Source organism: Micromonospora sp. WMMD712 (assembly GCF_029581295.1).
In the GTDB taxonomy this organism is placed as follows: Bacteria; Actinomycetota; Actinomycetes; order Mycobacteriales; family Micromonosporaceae; genus Micromonospora; species Micromonospora carbonacea.
The window spans coordinates 2,967,139-2,985,839 of the sequence record NZ_CP120743.1 but is presented as its reverse complement, the minus strand read 5'-3'; the positions used below and the strand labels follow the sequence as shown (position 1 = coordinate 2,985,839).

Here is an 18,701-nt window from a genome sequence, read left to right as displayed (position 1 = left end):
GGATGGCGGCCCGCCCCCGTCCGGTGGCGCCCTGGTCCCGCCCGCCGGGCGCGACGAGTCGTCCGCCGGGCTGGACCAGTCGTCCGCCGGGCACAGCGAGTCGTCCGCCGGACGCGACGGGTTGTCCGCCGGGGTCGGACCCGACGGCTCCGCGCCGCCCGCCGGAAAGCCCACCGGGGAGCTCGACGGGGTGACGCCGACCCGGCGTGGTCGGCGGGGTCGGGCCGGCGTGCCGGCCTGACGCCCCGACGGCGGACCCCCGTCGGGGCCCGGCACGGGGCGGGCCCCGACGGGAGAAGCGATCATGTCGGGGAGATGGGGGTGTCCCGGCGTCGGGATACCCCCATCTCCCCGACATGATCTTGCCTAGTGAGCCCCGGCCGGCATGAGGCCGCCCTGCTGGGGAGCGGCGGCTAGGCTGCCGGCCGGAGGTGGTGGCAGGTGCGGCAGTCGATCGCCGTGGCGAACGCGGCAGGGCTGGTGGCGGGGTACGCGCTGGACTCCCTCCTCGGCGACCCACGACGCTGGCATCCCGTGGCCGGGTTCGGCCGGGCGGCCGGGGCGCTGGAGCGGCGCGTCTACCGGCCGGACCGGGCAGCCGGTGCGGCATTCACGGCGCTCGCCGTGGGCGTGCCGGTGCTGGTGGGAGTGGCGGCGACGGTGGGCACCCGGCACCGGCCCCTCGGTCGGGCCGTGCTGACGGCCGCCGCGACGTGGACGGTGCTCGGTGGGCGCACCCTGCGTCACGAGGCGACGGTGATGGGGCGGGCGCTGCGTGGCGGGGACGTGCCGGCGGCCCGCCGCCGGTTGGGGCACCTGTGCGGGCGGGACCCGTCGGCGCTGGACGAGCCCGAGCTGGCGCGCGCCACCGTCGAGTCCGTCGCCGAGAACACCTCCGACGCGGTCGTCGCCCCGCTGCTGTGGGGGGCGGTCGCCGGGCTGCCCGGCCTGCTCGGCTACCGGGCGGCGAACACGCTCGACGCGATGGTCGGTCACCGCTCGCCCCGGTACGCCCGCTTCGGCACCGCGTCCGCCCGCCTCGACGACCTGCTCAACCTCGTGCCGTCCCGGCTGACCGGCCTGCTCACCGTCGCCGTGGCCCCGACGGCGCACGGCGACCGGGGACGGGCCTGGCGGGTGTGGCTGCGCGACCGCGACGACCATCCCAGCCCGAACGCCGGGCAGTGCGAGGCGGCGATGGCGGGCGCGCTCGGCGTGCGGCTGGGCGGCCGCAACGTCTACTTCGGGCGGTCGGAGGTGCGGCCGTACCTCGGCGACGGGCCGCGCCCGGAGGCGCGGCACCTGAAGCGCGCGGCGCGGATCTCCGGGGCGGTGGGCTTGGCCGCGCTCGGGCTGGCCGCCGCCTATCCGGTGACGGTCGGCCGGCTGGCCGGCGCGGCGGCGGGGAGCGTGCTGAGGAGGACCGCGGCGGCGACGGTGGGCCGGTGGGGCGGGGACGTGCGGTGAGCGGGGGGCTGCTGGTCGCCGGCACCACCTCCGACGCGGGCAAGAGCGTGCTCACCGCCGGGATCTGCCGCTGGCTGCACCGGCGCGGGGTGAAGGTCGCCCCGTTCAAGGCGCAGAACATGTCGAACAACTCGGCCGTGGTGGTCGGCCCGGACGGGCGGGGCGGTGAGATCGGCCGGGCCCAGGCGATGCAGGCGGCGGCCTGCGGCGTCGCCCCCGACCTGCGGTTCAACCCGGTGCTGCTCAAGCCGGGCAGTGACCGGTCCAGCCAGGTGGTGCTGCTCGGCGAGGCCGTCGACACGGTCACCGCCGGCAACTACCACGCCCTGCGGCCCCGGCTCGCCGAGGCGGCGTTCGCCGCGCTGGCCGAGCTGCGGGAGGCGTACGAGGTGGTGGTCTGCGAGGGGGCCGGCAGCCCGGCGGAGATCAACCTGCGGGCCGGGGACTACGTGAACATGGGGCTGGCCCGGCACGCCGGGCTGCCCACGATCGTGGTGGGCGACATCGACCGGGGCGGGGTGTTCGCCTCCATGTTCGGCACGGTCGCCCTGCTCGACCCGGCCGACCAGGCGCTGGTCGCCGGCTTCGTGATCAACAAGTTCCGGGGCGACCTCGGGCTGCTGCGGCCGGGGCTGGACATGCTGGCCCGGGTCACCGGCCGCCCCACGTACGGGGTGCTGCCCTGGCACCTCGACCTGTGGCTGGACGCGGAGGACTCGCTCGCGTACGGCCGGGTGCTCGGTCGGCCGGCGGCCCCGCACGGCACGGAGTGGCTGGACGTGGCGGTCGTCCGGCTGCCCCGGATCAGCAACGCCACGGACGTGGAGGCGCTGGCCACCGAGCCCGGCGTCCGGGTCCGGCTGACCGTGGAGCCGGCCGAGCTGGCCGCCGCCGACCTGGTCGTGCTGCCCGGCTCGAAGTCCACCGTGGCCGACCTGGCCTGGCTGCGCGAGACCGGGCTGGCCGACGCCGTGGCGGCGCACGCGGCGGCCGGGAAGCCGCTGCTGGGCATCTGCGGCGGCTTCCAGATGCTCGGCCGGGCCGTGCACGACGAGGTGGAGAGCCGGGCGGGCAGCGTCGCGGGGCTGGGCCTGCTGCCCGTCGAGGTCACCTTCGCCGCGCGCAAGACCGTCCGGCAGGCCGCCGGCACCGCCGCCGCCGACCCGGGCGTCCCCGTCCGGGGGTACGAGATCCACCACGGGCACGTCTCGTCGGCCGGCCCGGGGCTGCCGCCCCTGCTGGCGTACGACGACGGCACCGGCGAGGGGGCCGTGCGCGGCGCGGTGTGCGGCACCCACTGGCACGGGGCCTTCGAGTCCGACGCGTTCCGCCGCCGCTTCCTCACCGAGGCGGCCCGCCTCGCCGGCCGTACCGGATTCCGGGTGGCCCCGGACACCAGCTTCGCCGCCGCCCGCGAGCGTTCCCTGGACCTGCTCGGCGACCTGGTCGAGGAACATCTGGACACGACGGCCCTGTGGCGGCTGGTCGAGTCCGGCCCGCCGGCCGGGCTGCCGTTCGTCCCGCCCGGAGCGCCGCGTTGATCCGGGCTCCGTCCCGCCCGGAGTGCCGCGTTGATCCGGGCTCCGTCCCGCCCGGAGCGCCGCGCCGAACCGGCTTCCCGTGGCGCGCCGGCAGTGACGTGTCGCACATGTCCGGACACGCGCAGGTCGGCGACCGCGAGCCGGATGTCGGGTCGTCACCACCCCGGCCGTGGCCGTGCGGGGCCCGGCGCGCTCGCTAGGCTGCGCCGATGATCTTCAATCGCAGGGGGAAGCTGGCGGACCGGGTCGCCGACGTCGAGGCGGCCGTGCGCGGGCGCGACGGCGACGCCATGACCAGGGCCGTGGCGCGGGTCTGGCAGGCGGCGCAGCAGGCGTCCGTGGCGGAGCTGGACGCGGTGCTGCCCCGGTGCGTGGCGCTGCTGCCGCAGCTCGGCACTGGCGCGGGCGGCCAGTTCTCCGTCCTCTGCGGCGCGCTGGTCGAGCTGGGGGCCCGCCCCGACGAGCTGGTCGCCCCGGCGGCCGACGGGCTCGCCGCCGCGCTGGCCGGCGCGCACCGCTTCCGCTCCGGCTGGCAGCGGGTACGCGGCGACGACGCCCCGCCCGACCCCGACGACCCTGCCACGATGGACGAGGCGCTGGCCGCCCTGACCCAGGCGTACGACGACGAGGCAGTCGCCCACGACGCGGTGCAGGGCTGGTACGCGGCCGGCACCTGGGCGATGCCCGTGATCACCCTGTTGCAGCAGTCCGCGGCGGTGCGCGCCTCGTTCCCGCACCGGGAGGAGCTGCTGGAGGCGGGGGCGGGGCTGGCCGGCGAGCGGCCCGACCTGGAGTGCGTCCTGGGGCTGCTGCGGGTGCTCGACGGCGAGCGGCTGCTGGTGCTGCACCGGGCCACGGGCCGGGGCTGGTGGGTCACCATCGACGGGGTGGCCGACAACTTCCAGCTGCACACCCTGCTGGCCGGGGCGCTCGCCGGCCCGGCCGAGCGGGGGCTGATCGAGGGGTTGACCGTCGACCCGGCCTGGGTGGAGGTGGCCACCGACGCGCCCGAGGACCGGTTCGGTGGCACCGTCGTGGGCAGCTTCAACCTGGTCGACGGGCACGGCAAGTGGATCTGGAACGAGGGCGCCCCGGCGGACATCCCGCTCTTCGAGGGCGTCCGCGTCGTGGTCCTGGACCCGCCGCCGTACCAGCGGAGCTGGAACAACATCCGGCGGTTCCCGCTGATGGCGGCGGCCCTGACGGTCGACGGGGCGCTCACCGGGGCCGAGGCGGCGCACTGGCTGGGCCGGGTGGCCGAGCCGGCCTGACCGCCGCCCGGCCAGCCGCTACCGGGGCGTCGCCGGGATCAGTAGCGGATGTCGGCGGGGCGGTCGGACATCGGCAGCCCCGCCTCCCGCCACGCCTCGACGCCGCCGACCAGGTCGGTCGCGCGGTGCAGGCCGAGCGTCCGCAGGCTCGCCACGGCCAGGCTGGAGCTGTAGCCCTGCCGGCACACCACGACGATCTCCCGGTCGTACCCGGTGGCCTCGGGGATGCGCCACTCGCTTGCCGGATCGAGCCGCCACTCCAGCACCGTCCGGTCGATGACGACCGCGCCGGGCAGGTCGCCCTGTTCCCGGCGCTGCACGTCGGTGCGGGTGTCGACGAGCAGCGCGCCGAGGCGTACCGCCTCGACCGTCTCGTGCGGGGTCAGCCGGCGGACCCCCGAACGGGCCTGTTCCAGCAGGGCGTCGACGCCCGGGCTCATCACGTTGTGGCGCACGGCACGATCATGCCTGCGGCCCGGGGACTCCGCGCAACGAAACGGCCTCGGTTCGACCGGACGACGTACGGCCGACGTGCCCGCCGGGGCGGACCGCTAGCGTCGGGGCCGTGGGGGTGCCGGTCGTCGAGACGTACGCCGGGCTGGGCCTGCGGGTGCTGGCCGGGCCGGCGCGGTTGGGGCGTACCCGACTGGTGGCGGTCGACGGGCCGAGCGGCGCGGGCAAGAGCCTCTTCGCGGCGCGCCTCGCGGACGCCCTGGCGGCGCTGCCCGGCGGCGGGCGGCCACCGGTGGTGCACACCGACGACCTGCTCGACGGCTGGGCCGACCAGCTCACCTTCTGGCCCCGGCTGGAGCGGTGGGTGCTCGCCCCGCTGCGGGCCGGGCGGCCGGGGGCCTACCGGCGGTACAGCTGGGTGCGGCACCGCTTCCTGCCCCGCGAGCTGCCCGTCCCGCCCGCCCCCGTCGTGATCGTCGAGGGGGTGTCGGCGGCGCGGGCGGCCGTGCGGCCGGAGCTGACCCTGTCGGTGCTGGTCACCGCGCCCGCCGGGCTGCGGCTGACCCGGGCCGTCGCCCGGGACGGGCCGGGGATCCTGCCCGAGCTGCGCCGCTGGCACGTCGGCGAGCGCGCGCACTTCGCCGCCGACGGCACGGCCGACGCGGTGGACCTGGTCGTCGACGGCGCGCCGGAGGTGCCGCACGACCCCCGCACCGAGTACGTCCGCCGCCGGCGTCGGTAAGGCCGGCATACGATGCCGGTCATGACCTCACCGATCATGTCCGACGCCGAGGTGCGGGCCGCCGTCGCGCGCGAACTGCCCGGCGTCCGCGCCGACCTGGAACGACTCGTCCGCATTCCCGGCATCGCCTTCGACGGCTTCGACCACTCGCACGTCGAGCGGTCCGCCGAGGCGGTGGCGGAGCTGCTGCGCGGCTGCGGCCTCGACGTGCAGGTCGTGCGGTCCGGCGGGCAGCCGGCGGTGATCGGGACGCGGGTCGCCCCGCCCGGCGCGCCGACCGTGCTGCTCTACGCCCACCACGACGTGCAGCCCGTGGGCGACCTGTCGCTGTGGGAGTCCGACCCGTTCGAGCCCGTCGAGCGGGACGGCCGCCTCTACGGCCGGGGCGCGGCCGACGACAAGGCCGGGATCATGGCGCACGTCGCGGCGCTGCGCGCGTTCGGCGACCGGCTCCCCGTCGGCGTGGTGATCTTCGTCGAGGGCGAGGAGGAGTACGGCTCGGACTCGCTGGAGCGGCTGCTCGCCGAGCACCGCGACGCGCTGGCCTCGGACGTGATCGTGATCGCCGACTCGGCCAACTGGGACGTCGGCGTGCCGGCGCTGACCACGTCGCTGCGCGGCATCGTCAACTGCTTCGTGGAGGTCCGCACCCTGGACCACGCCGTGCACAGCGGCATGTTCGGCGGCGCGGTGCCCGACGCGCTGACGACGCTGGTCCGGCTGCTGGCGACGCTGCACGACGACGCCGGGGACGTGGCGGTCGCCGGGCTGTCCGCCCGGGCGGGCGCGACCGTGGACTACCCGCAGGACCGGTTCCGGGCCGAGGCCGGGCTGGTCGACGGCGTGTCCCTCATCGGCACCGGCCGGATCACCGACCGGATCTGGACCAAGCCGGCGCTGGCCGTGCTCGGCATCGACGCCCCGGCCACCGGCGAGGCCCCGAACGCCCTGGTCCCGGCGGCGAAGGCCAAGCTGAGCGTGCGGCTCGCGCCGGGCGACGACCCGCAGCGGGCGTACGCGGCGGTGCGCGAGCACCTGACGAAGCACGCCCCGTGGGGCGCCCGAGTGACGGTGACGCTGGAACACGACGGCGCCCCGTGCGTCATCGACGCGTCCGGCCCGATGTTCGACGCGGCCCGCGACGCCTTCCGTACGGCCTGGGACGGCACCGACCCGGTGGACATCGGCATCGGTGGCTCGATCCCGTTCATCGCCACGTTTCAGGAGATGTTCCCGCAGGCGGCGATCCTGGTGACCGGGGTGGAGGACCCGCACGCCCGGGCGCACGGCCCGAACGAGAGTCTGCACCTCGGCGAGTTCGCCCGGGTCTGCGCGGCCGAGGCGCTGCTGCTGGCGAAGGTGGCCGCAGCGGCGGAGCGGGGCCGGTGAGCATCGGGCGACGCCGCCGGCACGGAAAGGAGTCAGGTGACGGAACCGTAACGTCCCAGTTCATCGGGGTGTTTTCGGCGTGTCGCGGGACATCCTGGTATAGCCTTTCGAACATGAGTACGAACGAGGTGATGGCGCGGCTCGGTGCCGCCGTCGGCGCTCTGGGGGACGTGGACGTCTCCGCGTGGTCCGAGGACACGCTCAAGGAACAGCTCGGTGACCTCTCCACCGCCCTGGTGACGCTCGACGCGCTGCTCTCCCGCGTCGCCGACGAGGTGCGGGCCCGCGGCCTGCGCATCGAGGAGCCCGTCGCGGCCTGACCGGCCGTCGGCCCGGGGCGCGGCCCGACCCTCCTCGCGGTCGCGGCTGGCTGTCCGTGCGCGGTCGGCTCGACCGTCCGTGCGCGGTTGCGGCTCGACCGTCCGTGCGCGGTTGGCTCGCCATTCGTGCGCGGTCGCGGCTCGACCGTCCGTGCGCGGTCGGCGCGGACCGGGCTCCACCGAGACACCGGTCCCCGCACGCTGGGGGGCGTCGGGGACCGGGCGGTCCAGGCATCCGGCACGGATGCCGGGCCGGGGTGGCGCGGCAGCTCCGGAAGCGGCAACTTCCGGCGGCGTTCCGCGTATCCCCAGCGGTGTCGGGGGTGGCTGGCAGGATGAGGTGCGTGCGGTTCCTCGACCTGGCGGCCACCTCCGCCGCCGTGGGCGCGACCACCGGCCGGCGGGCCAAGGTGGAGCTGCTCGCGGCGGCGCTGCGGTCGCTCGACCCCGCCGAGATCCCGGCGGGCGCCGGCTGGCTCGCCGGTGAGCTGCGACAGCGGCAGACCGGCGTCGGCTGGGCCGGGTTGCGCGACCTGCCGCAGCCGGCCGCCGAGCCGACCCTGACCGTCCGCGCCGTCGACGCCGTGATCGACGACATCGCGTCGGTGGGCGGCCCCGGCTCGCAGGCCCGCCGCCGGCAGCTCCTGCACGGCCTCTTCGCCGCCGCCACCGCCGACGAGCAGCGGATGCTGCGCGGCCTGTTCAGCGGCGAGCTGCGCCAGGGTGCCCAGGCCGGGCTGCTCGCCGACGCGGTCGCCCGCGCCGCCGATGTGCCGCTGGCCGCCGTGCGCCGGGCGCTGCTGCTCGCCGGTGACCTGCGGGCCGTGGCGGTGGCCGCCCTGGGCGGCGGCGCGGCGGCGCTGGCCGAGTTCCGGCTCCGGGTCGGCCGGCCGCTCGCCCCGATGCTGGCGTCCAGCGCCCCCACCGTCGACGACGCGCTGGCCGCGACCGGCGTCCCCGCCGTGGTCGACGTGAAGCTCGACGGCATCCGCATCCAGGTGCACCGCTCCGGCTCCGACATCGCGGTCTTCACCCGCAGCCTGGACGAGATCACCGCCCGGCTGCCCGAGGTGGTCGCCGCCGTGCGGGCGCTGCCCGCCCGGGAGCTGGTGCTCGACGGCGAGGCCATCGGGCTGGACGCCACGGGCCGGCCGCTGCCGTTCCAGCAGACCTCCAGCCGGGCCGCCCGCCGCGCCGCGTCGGCCGCCGGGGGCGGCCCGCCCGGCGACCCGTCCGCGTCGGCGCCCGTCGGTGACGCCGTCGCCCCGGTCGCCCCGGCCGTGCGCGCCGCCGCCGAGAGCACGGGCGCGGCGGTGCTGACGCCGTACTTCTTCGACCTGCTGCACCTCGACGGCGACGACCTGATCGACCGGCCCGGCCACGAGCGGTGGACGGCGCTGGCCGGCGCGGTCGACCCGACGCTGCTGGTCGGCCGGATGACGGTCGACGACACCGGGGCGGCCGGGGCGGCCTTCGCCGCAGCGCTCGACGCCGGGCAGGAGGGCGTGGTGGTCAAGAACCCCGACGCGCCCTACGATGCCGGCCGGCGCGGCGCGGCCTGGGTGAAGGTGAAGCCGCGGCACACCCTCGACCTGGTGGTGATCGCGGTCGAGTGGGGCAGCGGCCGGCGCAGCGGCTGGCTGTCCAACCTGCACCTCGGCGCGCGGGACCCGGCGACCGGCGAGTTCGTCATGCTCGGCAAGACGTTCAAGGGGCTCACCGACGAGGTGCTGCGCTGGCAGACCGAGCGGTTCCTCGCCCTGGCCGTGGAACGCGGCGACTGGCTGGTGCGGGTCCGGCCCGAGCAGGTGGTCGAGATCGCGTTCGACGGGGTGCAGACCAGTTCCCGCTACCCGGGCGGGATGGCGCTGCGCTTCGCCCGCGTGGTCCGCTACCGCACCGACAAGACCGCCGCCGAGGCGGACACCATCGACGCGGTCCGGGCCATCCACGCCGGGCACCTGTCGGCGTGACGCCGGGCGGGTGGCGGCGTCCCGGGCTGCGGACACCGCCACCGGCCCGACCCGGCCGTCAGGCGGACAGCGACCGGGCGTAGTTGACCTGGTTGTTGATGTGCATGACCTGCCCCTGGTCGGTGACGGGGATGCGGGCCACATACTGGTGCGGGCCGTTGCTGACCGTCACCTGCACGGTGCCGTAGTGCCGGGTCTCCTTGATCAGCAGGAAGAGCAGGCTGAAGATCGTGAGGCAGAAGAACCCGAGCACGGCGCAGACGATCGCCCAGGTGGCGACCTTCTGCTCCGTCTGCCAGTAGTCGGCGACGTGCCACTGCGTCCCGGCCAGGGGCAGCACGCCGGCCGGGGTGCGGATCTCCGGCGGGGAGACCGTGATCTCGCCGATCTGCACCGCCACCCCGGAGGACGCCCCGTACTGCGGGGCCCCGAGCGGCGCCGCCAGCGCCGGCGGGTACGGCCCGGCCGGCGGCGCGGAGAACGCCCCGGTTCCCGGCGGTGCGGAGTACGGTCCGGCGGCCGGCGGTGCGGAGTACGGTCCGGCGGCCGGTGGGGCCGAGTACGGTCCCGTGACGGGCGGAGCTGAGTACGGCCCGGCGGCCGGCGGTGCGGAGTACGGCCCGGCGGCCGGTGGGGCCGAGTACGGTCCGGCAGCCGGCGGCGCGGAGAACGGGCCGGCGGCCGGTGCCGGGTGCGGCGCGACGGCCGGCGGCACCGGGAACGGCGCGGTGGCCGGCGGCGGGGCGAACGGGTCGGCCGTGGCCGGGAACCCCGCAGGCGGGGTCGAGTACGTCGTCGAGCGCGGCGTGACCGCCCACGGGTCGGTCGACGGATGCGTCGCCGTCACCGGGTCCGGGAAGGCGGGCCCCGCTGCGGGCGGCTCCGGAAACGCCGGCCCCGCTGCGGGCGGCTCCGGGAAGGCCGGCGGTGCCGGGAAGGCGGACGGCTCCGGGAAGGCGGGCCCCGAGGCGGGCGGCCCCGGAGCGGGCGGGCCCGAGGAGGGCGGCTCCGGCGGGTGTGGCGGCGGCGTGGGATCAGGGGTCACCGCGACCCCCCACGGTTCTCGATCACCCGGCGGACACTACAACTTCCCGCCGTGCCCCGGCGACCCGTCGAGTGTCCGGTTTCCGCAGCGAGCCGGAGCGGGGGAGGGCCCGGCTGCGGTCAGGCGGGGGCGCTCGGGGAGGGCTCGGCGGCCCGGTCGAGCGGCTTGCCCGGCCCGTCCAGCCCGGCCGCCCGGCGGGCCTCCCGCCGCGCCACCCAGCCGTAGCCGAAGAGCGTCATGACGGCGAAGATCCACCACTGCACGACGTAACCGAAGTTCTGCCAGTTGTTGGTGTGCCCGATCGGCACCGCCTGGAAGACCGGGTCGGCGGCCGGCGTCTGCTCGTCGAGCAGCACGTATGCGCCGTAGACCGGGTACGGCAGCTCCCGGGCCAGCCGGGGGACGGCGATCCGCCGGGTCTCCAGCCGGCCGTCGCGCCGGTCGACGGCCCCCGCGCCGCTCTCGCTCGGGTGCACCCGGCCCACCACGGTCACCTCGCCCTGCGGCACCGGCGGGAGCTGCGGCTGCGCCAGGGCCCCGCCCGGGGCGGGCGGCACCCAGCCCTGGTCGACGAGCACGGCCGTGCCGTCGGCGAGGAGCAGCGGGGTGACGACCTCGAAGCCGACCCGGTTGTCGACCGTGCGGCCCCGGACCAGGACGACGTTGGCCGTGTCGTACCGGCCGGTCACGGTGACCCGCGACCAGGTGGCCTCGTCGGCGGGGGCCGGGCCGGCCGTGCCGCCGCCCCCGGTGGGGGCCGGCACGGCGTCGCGCAGCGGCGCCGGGGTCATCCGGCTGCCGGCGTCGATCCGCTCGTTGATCGCGGTGCGGCCCCGGTAGCGGTCCAGCTGCCAGTTGCCGAGCAGCACCATCACGGCCGCGGCGACCAGGGTCAGCGCGAGGATGCCCAGCCAGCGTGGCGTCAGGAGGAACCGGTACACGGGTCGAGGCTACCCGCAGGACCGCAGCCACCAGGCGACCGGCCCGACCCCGTCGCCGGCACGCCGCGACCGGCCCGACCCCGCCGCCGGCACCCGCGACGCCTGCGGCCCTGCGGCGCGAAGCGACCCCTCCGGCACGCCGCGACCCCGGCGGCCCTGCGGCGCGACGCGGGCCGGTCGTGGCCGCCGGGTGTGCGTCCGGGCGGTATCGTCACGCGGGCGGATCGGGGGGCCGACCGCCGCCGCGTACCACCCTCGCCGGAGGAGTCGCTGATGACCGTCGTGCCGCGCCTCGTGCTCAGCGCGCCGTCCTCGGGCCACGGCACGAGCGCGGTGGCGCTCGGGCTGCTCGCCGCCTTCGCCGAGCGGGGTGTCGACGTCGCCGGGTTCAAGGTCGGGCCGGACCAGGTCGACGCCGGCTACCTGGGGCTCGCCGCCGGCCGTCCGGGGCGCACCCTCGACGCCCGGCTGGTCGGGCCCGACCGCGTCCCGGCCCTGTTCGGCCACGGTGCCGCCGGTGCCGGGCTCGCCGTGGTGCAGGGCACCATGGGGCTGTACGACTCGGTCGCCGGCCAGTCCGAGACGGAGTCCACGGCCGCCGTGGCGATCGCGCTGCGCAGCCCGGTGGTGCTGGTGGTCGACGTGGCGGCGATGGGGCAGTCGGTGGCGGCCCTCGTGCACGGCTTCCGGGCGTACGACGATCAGCTCTGGCTGGGCGGGGTGATCCTCAACCGGGTGGCCTCGCCCCGGCACGAGGCGATGCTGCGCGAGGCGCTCGACGACGTCGGCGTGCCGGTCTACGGCGCGGTGCGCCGCCACGAGCTGCCCCCGGTGCTGCCGCCCCGGCGGCACGGCCTGGCCCCGGTGGTCGGCCGCGACGCCGACGCGCTGCGGGCGGTCCGCCGGCTCGGCGAGGCGGTGGCCGCCACGCTCGACCTGGACCGGCTGCTGACGCTGGCCAGGTCGGCCCCGCCGGTGCCGGGCGAGCCCTGGTCGCCGGAGCCGGCCGAGCCGGCGGACCCGTCGGGGCCCGTGCCGGCCGGCGCGTCCCCGGTGATCGCGGTGGCCGGCGGGCCGGGCGGCGACTACGGCCCCGCCGAGACGACCGAGCTGCTGCGGGCGGCCGGCGCGGAGGTGGTCCGCTTCGATCCGCTGCGCGACGAGGCGCTGCCCGCCGGGGCGGCCGCGCTGGTCGTCGGCGGCGGCCTCCCCGAGTCGTACGCGGAGCAGCTCTCCGCCAACCGCCGGCTCTGCATCGCGGTGGCGGAGCTGGCCCGGACGGGGCGGCCGGTGCTCGCCGAGGGCGCCGGCGTGCTCTGGCTGGCCCGGGAGCTGGACGGGCTGCCGATGTGCGGCGTGCTCGACACGGTGGGCGTCAGCCGCGAGGGCGTGGTGGTCGGCTACCGGTCGGCGACCGCCCGCACCGACAGCGTGCTCGCCCCGGCCGGCGCGACGGTGGTCGGCTACAAGGAACACCGGGCGGTGCTCACCCCCCGCGCCGGCCAGTCCCCGGCGTGGAGCTGGGACGGCGGCGCGCCCGAGGGGTTCGTCTGGCGGGGCGTGCACGCCTCCCAGCTGATGGTGCACTGGGCCGGGCAGCCCGGGGTCGGTGCCCGGGTCGTCGCGGCGGCCCGGGCCGCCGCGGTGCTCGGGGCTCCCGCCTGATCGCCGCTCCCGCCTGATCGCCGCCGCTCACCTGGGGGACGGCCCCGGATGAGCGGCGGCGTCGTCACCCGACGATGGCGTCGGAGGGTGGGGTGAACTGGCGGGTGGGCTGGCCCTTCAAACCGTCGCGCAGGGTGTTCGCCACCGCCGCGATCGGGATCTGGGACTGCCCGTCGCCGACCGCGTTGAACGGGTTGTCCGGGTCCGCGATGAAGCTCGCCGCCGCCAGCTCCGGCGTGTAGCCGACGAACCAGGCCGACCGGGTGCTGTCGGTCGTACCCGTCTTGCCGGCCACCGGCCGCCCCACCGTGCGCCGTACGCTGTCGGCGGTCGACCAGCCGCCGCAGCTCCCCTTGGCCGGGGTGTCGCCGGTCGGGCAGCGGGCCGCGTCGGTGGCGGCGCGGGCCGCGTCGGCGCTGACCACCTGCCGGCAGCGCGGCTTGGCGACCTCCCGCTCGATCCCGCCCGCCGTCGTGTACGTGGCCGGGGTGCCGTCCCGCTTGCTGATGGACTGGACGGGCATCGCCTCGCAGTACCGCCCGTCGGCGGCGATCGCGGCGTAGGCGTTCGCCATCTCCAGCGGGGTGGCGTCGGAGACGCCCAGGGTGAACGCGCCCCACTTCTTCGCCTTGGCCGGCGACGCCTGCTCCCGGTCGACGTCGGTGCGCCAGCGCAGCCCGAGCTGCTCGGCGAGCCGCACGGCGGCGTCCGCCCCGACCTTCTCCTCCAGTTGGACGAAGTAGGTGTTCACCGACTTGCCGAACCCGGACCACATGGTCTGCCGGCCGGTCATCGCGCCGCTGGCGTTGGACGGGGCCCACCCGTCGTACACCTCGGAGCGGTAGCGGTACGGCGAGTCGTAGGCGGTGGACAGCGGCATCCCGGAGTTGAGCGCGGCCAGCATCGGGAACATCTTGAACGTCGACCCGGCCTGGTAGCCGGGGAGGTCGCCGCCGCCGAGCAGGGGCGCCACGGTGTTCGGATAGTTCGCCTTCACCTTCGGTGACGCCTCCGGGTTGGAGCTGGGCCCGTTCTCGCTGACGTCCAGCGAGTAGTTGCGGTTCACCGCCATCGCCTTGATCCGCCCGGTGCCCGGTTCGGCGACGACGATGCCGTTGGCGAACGGGCTGCCGGTGTTCTCCTTGGCCCCGACGTTCTTCTCGGCCGCCGCCTGGATCTTCGGGTCGATGCTGAGCACGATGCGGTAGCCGCCCCGGCGCAGCTTGTCCATCCGTTCCAGCCGGTTCTCCCCGAACGCGGGCTGGGCGCTCCACCAGTTCTTCAGGTAGTCGCAGGCGAAGCCCCAGGTCTGGTACGTCGCCGGCAGCGACGCGCAGTCGTTCGGCGGGTCGGTCAGCTTGAGCCGGATCGGCTCGGCCTTCGCCGCGGTGGCGGCGTCCGGGCTGAGGTAGCCGAGCTGCGCCATCCGGTCCAGCACGTAGTTGCGCCGGCCGGTGGCGTCCTTCTGGTCGGAGCTGGCCGGGTCGTACTCGGAGGGCGACTTGACCAGCCCGGCGAGGGTGGCCGCCTCGACCGGGCTGAGGGTGGCCGGCGTCTTGGAGAAGAAGATCTGCGCGGCGGCGTAGATGCCGTACGCCCGGTGGCCGAAGTACGCCGAGTTGAGGTAGCGCTCCAGGATCTGCTCCTTGGTCAGCTCCTTCTCGACGTCCAGCGCCATCCGCATCTCCTTGACCTTGCGCAGGCTGGTCTGCTGGGTGGCCTCCTGGACCTCCTTCGGGGTCTTGGCGCTGTCCCGCAGGGTCATCCGGACGAACTGCATGGTCAGGGTCGACGCGCCCTGGGAGACCCCGCCGGATTGGGAGTTGGCCACGAAGGCGCGGGCGGCGCCCTTCGGGTCGACGCCCCGGTGCTGGTAGAAGCGGCTGTCCTCGGCGGCCACGATGGCCTGCTGGATGTTCGGGGACATGTCGGACAGCTTCGTGTAGCGGCGGTACTCCTCGTAGAACATCGTCAGCACGGTCCGGCCGTCCGGCGCGTACACGTACGAGGTCTCGGCGGGCAGCGCGGTGCGCAGGATGTCGGCCTTCTGCTCCCCGGCGTGCGCGGTGGCCTTGGCGCCGAGGCCGGTGACGGCGGCCAGCGGGTAGAGCGCGCCGGCGATCACGATGCCGGCGATCAGCCCGGCGCGCAGGAGAGGGACGAGACGACCAACGGAGGCAAGGGGTCGGTTACTCACGGGGTCAAGTTATGACATTTCCGATTCGTCCGTGAGAACAATTCATAAACCGGCGGTGGGTGACGCGGCCCACGCCGGGATGCGCTGTCCCGCGTGGCGGCTTCCCGGCAGGATCGCGGACATGCGTGCTCACCTGGTGCCGCCACCACCCACCCGGGACGAGCCGGACGCCACCGTCGAGGCGGACCCCGGTCCCGACCCCGCCCCCGCCCCCGGCCCCCACCCCGCCCCCGGCACCGCCACCGGTCCCGACCTCGGGCACCACGGGGACGCCGAGGTCGGCGACGGTCTGGTCGACCTCGCCGTCAACGTCCGCCGGGCCCCGATGCCGGACTGGCTGGCCGACCCGATCACCGCCGCCCTGGGCGAGCTGGCCGCGTACCCGGACGCCCGGCCCGCCCGCGCGGCCGTCGCGGCCCGGCACGGCCGCCCCCCGGAGGAGGCGCTGCTCACCGCCGGGGCCGCCGAGGGCTTCGTGCTGCTCGCCCGCGCCCTGACCGGGGCGCGCCGGCCCGTGGTCGTGCACCCCCAGTTCACTGAGCCGGAGGCTGCGCTGCGGGCCGCCGGGCACCCCGTCGAGCGGGTGCTGCTCGACCCCGCCGACGGCTTCCGCCTCGACCCGGCCCGGGTGCCCGCCGACGCCGACCTCGTCATGGTCGGCAACCCCACCAACCCCACCTCCGTGCTGCACCCGGCGGTCGACCTCGCCGCGCTGGCCCGCCCCGGCCGCGTCCTCGTCGTCGACGAGGCGTTCGCCGACACCACCGCCGCGCCCGGCGTCGCCGGCGAGCCCGAGTCCCTCGCCGCCCGGCGGGACCTGCCCGGCCTGGTCGTCGTGCGCAGCCTCACCAAGACCTGGGGGCTGGCCGGGCTGCGGATCGGCTACCTGCTCGGCGAGGCCCCGCTGCTGGCCCGCCTCGCCGCCGCCCAGCCGCTGTGGGCGGTCTCCACCCCGGCGCTCGCCGCCGCCACCGCCTGCGCGTCCCCGGCCGCCGTCGCGGCCGAACGCGCGATCGCCGCCGAGCTGGCCGCCGACCGCGACCACCTGGTGACCCGCCTGTCGGCCCTGCCCGGGGTACGCGTCGCGGGCCGCCCGGCGAGCGCGTTCGTGCTGATCCACCTGCCCGGCGCGGCCGACGTCCGGCTGCGCCTGCGCGAGCGCGGCTGGGCGGTACGTCGGGGCGACACGTTCCCCGGCCTCGGCGCAGACTGGCTGCGGGTGGCCGTGCGCGACCGGGCCACCACCGATGCCTTCGCCGGGGCGCTGGCGGAGATCCTGGAGGCATGATGCTGCACACCACCATCGCGGCGATCCGGCCGCTCGACGAGCCGGCGATGGTCGCCGCCGGTGAGCTGCACGGCCGGCTCACCAAGCCGGCCGGCTCGCTCGGTGTCCTGGAGGAGCTCTCGGTGCGGCTCGCCGGCCTGGCCCGAGCCTGCCCGCCGCCGCTGCCCGAGCCGGCCGCCGTGGCGATCTTCGCCGGTGACCACGGCGTGCACGCCCAGGGGGTGACCCCCTGGCCGCAGGAGGTCACCGCCCAGATGATCGGCAACTTCCTCGCCGGCGGGGCGGTGGTCAACGCGTTCGCCCGGCAGGCCGGCGCCTCGGTCACCGTCGTCGACGTCGGCGTCGCCACCCCGCTGCCGCCGGCCGTCCCCGCCCAGGCGGACGGCCCGCCCGCCGGAGCAGACGGCGGCCCGGGCGGCGGCACGGGTGGCCCCGGGGGCGCCCGGGCACCCCGCCTCGTGGCGGCGAACGTGCGTCCCGGCACCCGCGACCTCGCCGTCACCGCCGCCCTCACCCGCGACGAGGCGCTCGCCGCCGTCGAGACCGGCATCCGCATCGCCCGCGAGCTGATCGACGCCGGGGCGGGCATCCTGCTCACCGGGGACATGGGCATCGGCAACACCACCCCGGCCGCCGCCCTGGTCGCCGCGTTCACCGGCGTCGACCCCGCCGAGGCGACCGGCCGGGGCACCGGCGTGGACGACCCCACGTACGCCCGCAAGATCGGCGTGGTGCGGGCGGCGCTGGCCCGGCACGCCCCCGACCCGACGGACCCGCTGGGCGTCCTCGCCGCCGTCGGCGGCCTGGAGCACGCCGCCCTGGCCGGGCTGATCCTCGGCGCCGCCGCCCGCCGGGTGCCGGTGCTGCTCGACGGGGTGATCGCGGTCAGCGCCGCGCTCGCCGCCGTCGCCTTCGCCCCGGACGCGGTCGGCGCGCTGGTCGCCGGGCACCGCTCGGCCGAGCCGGGGGCCACGGTGGGGCTGCGTCACCTCGGGCTCGACCCGCTCATCGACCTCGGGCTGCGCCTCGGCGAGGGCACCGGCGCGCTGCTGGCCCTGCCCGTGGTCACCGGGGCGGTCCGGGTGCTGCACGAGGTGGCCACCTTCGACTCGGCGGGGGTGGCCGAGAAGTGAACGCCCCGAACCCGTACCCCCTGGGTCTGCGCCTGGCGGGCCGGCGGGTGGTCGTGGTGGGCGGGGGAGCGGTGGCCACCCGGCGGGTGCCGGCGCTGCTCGACGCCGGCGCGGACGTCCTGCTGGTCTCGCCGGAGCTGACCCCCGCGCTGCGCGCCCACGTCGACGCCGGCCGGCTGCACTGGGAGCCGCGCCGCTTCGCCCCCGACGACCTGGACGGGGCCTGGCTGGTGCAGGCGGCCGTCGACGACCCGGTGGCCGCCGCGGCGGTCAGCGCCGCCGCCGCCGAGCGGCGGATCTTCTGCGTCCGGGCCGACGACCGGACCGCCGCGACCGCGTGGACGCCGGCCGTCACCCGGCACGGCCCGGTGACGGTCGCCGTCCTCGGCGGCGGCGACCCCCGCCGCGCCATGACGGTCCGCGACGCCATCCGCGCCCTCCTGGGTGCAAGGAAGGGCCCCCTGTTAACGGATTCTGTAGAGGAGGGGCCCCCTGTTAACAACGCTGCCGCCGGGCGCGGGCGGGTGGCGCTCGTCGGAGCGGGGCCGGGCGACCCGGAGCTGATCACCGTGAAGGGGTGGCGGCTGCTCACCGAGGCCGACGTCGTGGTCGCCGACCGCCTCGTGCCGGGGCTGCTCCTCGACGAGCTGCGCCCGGACGTCGAGCTGGTGGACGCCTCGAAGATCCCGTACGGGCCGTCGCGGGCCCAGGAGGAGATCAACCGGATCCTCGTCGACCGGGCCCTGGCCGGGGCGTTCGTGGTGCGGCTCAAGGGCGGCGACCCGTACGTCTTCGGTCGGGGCGGCGAGGAGCTGCTGGCCTGCGCGGCGGCCGGGGTGCCGGTGACCGTGGTCCCCGGGGTGACCAGCTCGATCGCCGCCCCGGCGGCGGCGGGCGTCCCGGTGACCCACCGGGCGGTGGCGCACGAGTTCACCGTGGTCTCCGGGCACGTCGCGCCCGACTCGCCGGCCTCCCTGGTGCGCTGGGAGGCCCTCGCGGGGCTGCGCGGCACGCTGGTGATCATGATGGGGCTGAAGAACCTCGCCGCGATCGCCGGGACGCTGATCGGGCACGGGCGGCCGGCGGACACGCCGGTCGCGGTGGTGCAGGAGGGCACGACCGGCGGCCAGCGCAGCCTGCGCTCGACGCTCGGGACGGTGGCCGCCGACGTGGCCGAGGCGGGCCTGCGGCCCCCGGCGGTCGTGGTGGTCGGCGACGTGGTGACCGCACTGGACGCCGGACCGACGCCGCCCGACGGCTGAGGCGGCCGTGCGCC

The 18,701-nt window shown here is 76.9% G+C and carries 14 protein-coding genes and 1 pseudogene; 11 read left to right on the top strand and 4 right to left on the bottom strand.

Features of this window, described 5'->3' with window-relative positions:
* The first annotated feature begins 441 nt into the window (after positions 1-441).
* The 3 genes from O7633_RS12560 to O7633_RS12550 all read left to right on the top strand — a co-directional run bounded on the left by O7633_RS12560 (position 442) and on the right by O7633_RS12550 (position 4,279).
* Positions 442-1,467 (top strand): cobalamin biosynthesis protein, encoded by a 1,026-nt coding sequence (locus tag O7633_RS12560; RefSeq protein ID WP_282327949.1) that lies wholly within the window; start codon positions 442-444, stop codon positions 1,465-1,467.
* A complete protein-coding gene (locus O7633_RS12555) occupies positions 1,464-3,008 on the top strand; it encodes a cobyric acid synthase (protein WP_282327948.1) in 1,545 nt (514 codons plus the stop codon). The genes O7633_RS12560 and O7633_RS12555 overlap by 4 nt, the downstream gene beginning before the upstream one ends.
* A 209-nt stretch (positions 3,009-3,217) precedes the next feature.
* Positions 3,218-4,279 carry a hypothetical protein gene (locus tag O7633_RS12550; protein WP_282327947.1) on the top strand — a complete coding sequence of 354 codons (1,062 nt, stop codon included), beginning with the start codon at positions 3,218-3,220 and terminating at the stop codon, positions 4,277-4,279.
* A gap of 38 nt (positions 4,280-4,317) precedes the next feature.
* Here O7633_RS12550 and O7633_RS12545 read toward each other — a convergent pair whose 3' ends face one another.
* Positions 4,318-4,719 carry a rhodanese-like domain-containing protein gene (locus O7633_RS12545; protein WP_221486935.1) on the bottom strand — a complete coding sequence of 134 codons (402 nt, stop codon included), beginning with the start codon at positions 4,717-4,719 and terminating at the stop codon, positions 4,318-4,320.
* Here O7633_RS12545 and O7633_RS12540 point away from each other — a divergent pair.
* The 4 genes and pseudogenes from O7633_RS12540 to O7633_RS12525 all read left to right on the top strand — a co-directional run.
* A pseudogene (locus O7633_RS12540) lies at positions 4,654-5,518 on the top strand (hypothetical protein); the annotation flags it as partial. The gene O7633_RS12545 and the pseudogene O7633_RS12540 overlap by 66 nt on opposite strands.
* A complete protein-coding gene (locus O7633_RS12535; protein ID WP_282328544.1) occupies positions 5,511-6,863 on the top strand; it encodes a dipeptidase in 1,353 nt (450 codons plus the stop codon). The pseudogene O7633_RS12540 and the gene O7633_RS12535, both read left to right, overlap by 8 nt.
* Positions 6,864-6,976: 113 nt before the next feature.
* Positions 6,977-7,183: a hypothetical protein gene (locus tag O7633_RS12530; protein ID WP_083302916.1), complete on the top strand. Its 207-nt coding sequence runs from the start codon at positions 6,977-6,979 to the stop codon at positions 7,181-7,183.
* A 335-nt stretch (positions 7,184-7,518) separates the two neighbouring features.
* Positions 7,519-9,156, top strand: coding sequence for an ATP-dependent DNA ligase (locus O7633_RS12525; protein WP_282328543.1), 1,638 nt, complete (start codon positions 7,519-7,521; stop codon positions 9,154-9,156).
* Positions 9,157-9,214: 58 nt separating this feature from the next.
* Here O7633_RS12525 and O7633_RS12520 read toward each other — a convergent pair whose 3' ends face one another.
* Both O7633_RS12520 and O7633_RS12515 read right to left on the bottom strand, forming a co-directional pair.
* Complete coding sequence (locus tag O7633_RS12520) at positions 9,215-10,003, bottom strand: hypothetical protein (protein ID WP_282327945.1); 789 nt, start codon at positions 10,001-10,003, stop codon at positions 9,215-9,217.
* A gap of 317 nt (positions 10,004-10,320) precedes the next feature.
* Positions 10,321-11,142, bottom strand: a complete 822-nt coding sequence (locus tag O7633_RS12515; protein WP_282327944.1) for an SURF1 family protein — start codon at positions 11,140-11,142, stop codon at positions 10,321-10,323.
* 273 nt (positions 11,143-11,415) lie between these two features.
* On the opposite strand from O7633_RS12515, the gene O7633_RS12510 reads away from it, so the two are divergent.
* A complete protein-coding gene (locus O7633_RS12510; protein WP_282327943.1) occupies positions 11,416-12,807 on the top strand; it encodes a cobyrinate a,c-diamide synthase in 1,392 nt (463 codons plus the stop codon).
* A gap of 64 nt (positions 12,808-12,871) precedes the next feature.
* On the opposite strand, the gene O7633_RS12505 is transcribed toward O7633_RS12510, so the two are convergent.
* Positions 12,872-15,004, bottom strand: a complete 2,133-nt coding sequence (locus O7633_RS12505) for a transglycosylase domain-containing protein (RefSeq protein WP_278128880.1) — start codon at positions 15,002-15,004, stop codon at positions 12,872-12,874.
* A gap of 121 nt (positions 15,005-15,125) precedes the next feature.
* On the opposite strand from O7633_RS12505, the gene cobC reads away from it, so the two are divergent.
* The 3 genes from cobC to cobA are packed head-to-tail and all read left to right on the top strand — an operon-like array spanning position 15,126 to position 18,687.
* Positions 15,126-16,292 (top strand): Rv2231c family pyridoxal phosphate-dependent protein CobC, encoded by a 1,167-nt coding sequence (gene cobC, locus O7633_RS12500; protein WP_282327942.1) that lies wholly within the window; start codon positions 15,126-15,128, stop codon positions 16,290-16,292.
* Entirely contained in the window at positions 16,292-17,425 is a 1,134-nt protein-coding gene (locus O7633_RS12495) for a nicotinate-nucleotide--dimethylbenzimidazole phosphoribosyltransferase (protein WP_282328542.1), read from the top strand. The genes cobC and O7633_RS12495 overlap by 1 nt, the downstream gene beginning before the upstream one ends.
* On the top strand, positions 17,422-18,687 hold the full coding sequence (gene cobA, locus O7633_RS12490) for a uroporphyrinogen-III C-methyltransferase (protein WP_282327941.1): 1,266 nt from the start codon (positions 17,422-17,424) through the stop codon (positions 18,685-18,687). Before O7633_RS12495 ends, cobA begins: the two co-directional genes overlap by 4 nt.
* Positions 18,688-18,701 lie beyond the last annotated feature (14 nt).

Coding starts and splice junctions, on each gene's coding strand:
- cobC (WP_282327942.1), top strand. CDS start 15,126: ATGCGTGCTCACCTGGTGCCGCCACCACCCACCCGGGACGAGCCGGAC.
- O7633_RS12530 (WP_083302916.1), top strand. CDS start 6,977: ATGAGTACGAACGAGGTGATGGCGCGGCTCGGTGCCGCCGTCGGCGCT.
- O7633_RS12535 (WP_282328544.1), top strand. CDS start 5,511: ATGTCCGACGCCGAGGTGCGGGCCGCCGTCGCGCGCGAACTGCCCGGC.
- O7633_RS12545 (WP_221486935.1), bottom strand. CDS start 4,719: ATGAGCCCGGGCGTCGACGCCCTGCTGGAACAGGCCCGTTCGGGGGTC.
- O7633_RS12495 (WP_282328542.1), top strand. CDS start 16,292: ATGCTGCACACCACCATCGCGGCGATCCGGCCGCTCGACGAGCCGGCG.
- O7633_RS12510 (WP_282327943.1), top strand. CDS start 11,416: ATGACCGTCGTGCCGCGCCTCGTGCTCAGCGCGCCGTCCTCGGGCCAC.
- O7633_RS12550 (WP_282327947.1), top strand. CDS start 3,218: ATGATCTTCAATCGCAGGGGGAAGCTGGCGGACCGGGTCGCCGACGTC.
- O7633_RS12525 (WP_282328543.1), top strand. CDS start 7,519: ATGAGGTGCGTGCGGTTCCTCGACCTGGCGGCCACCTCCGCCGCCGTG.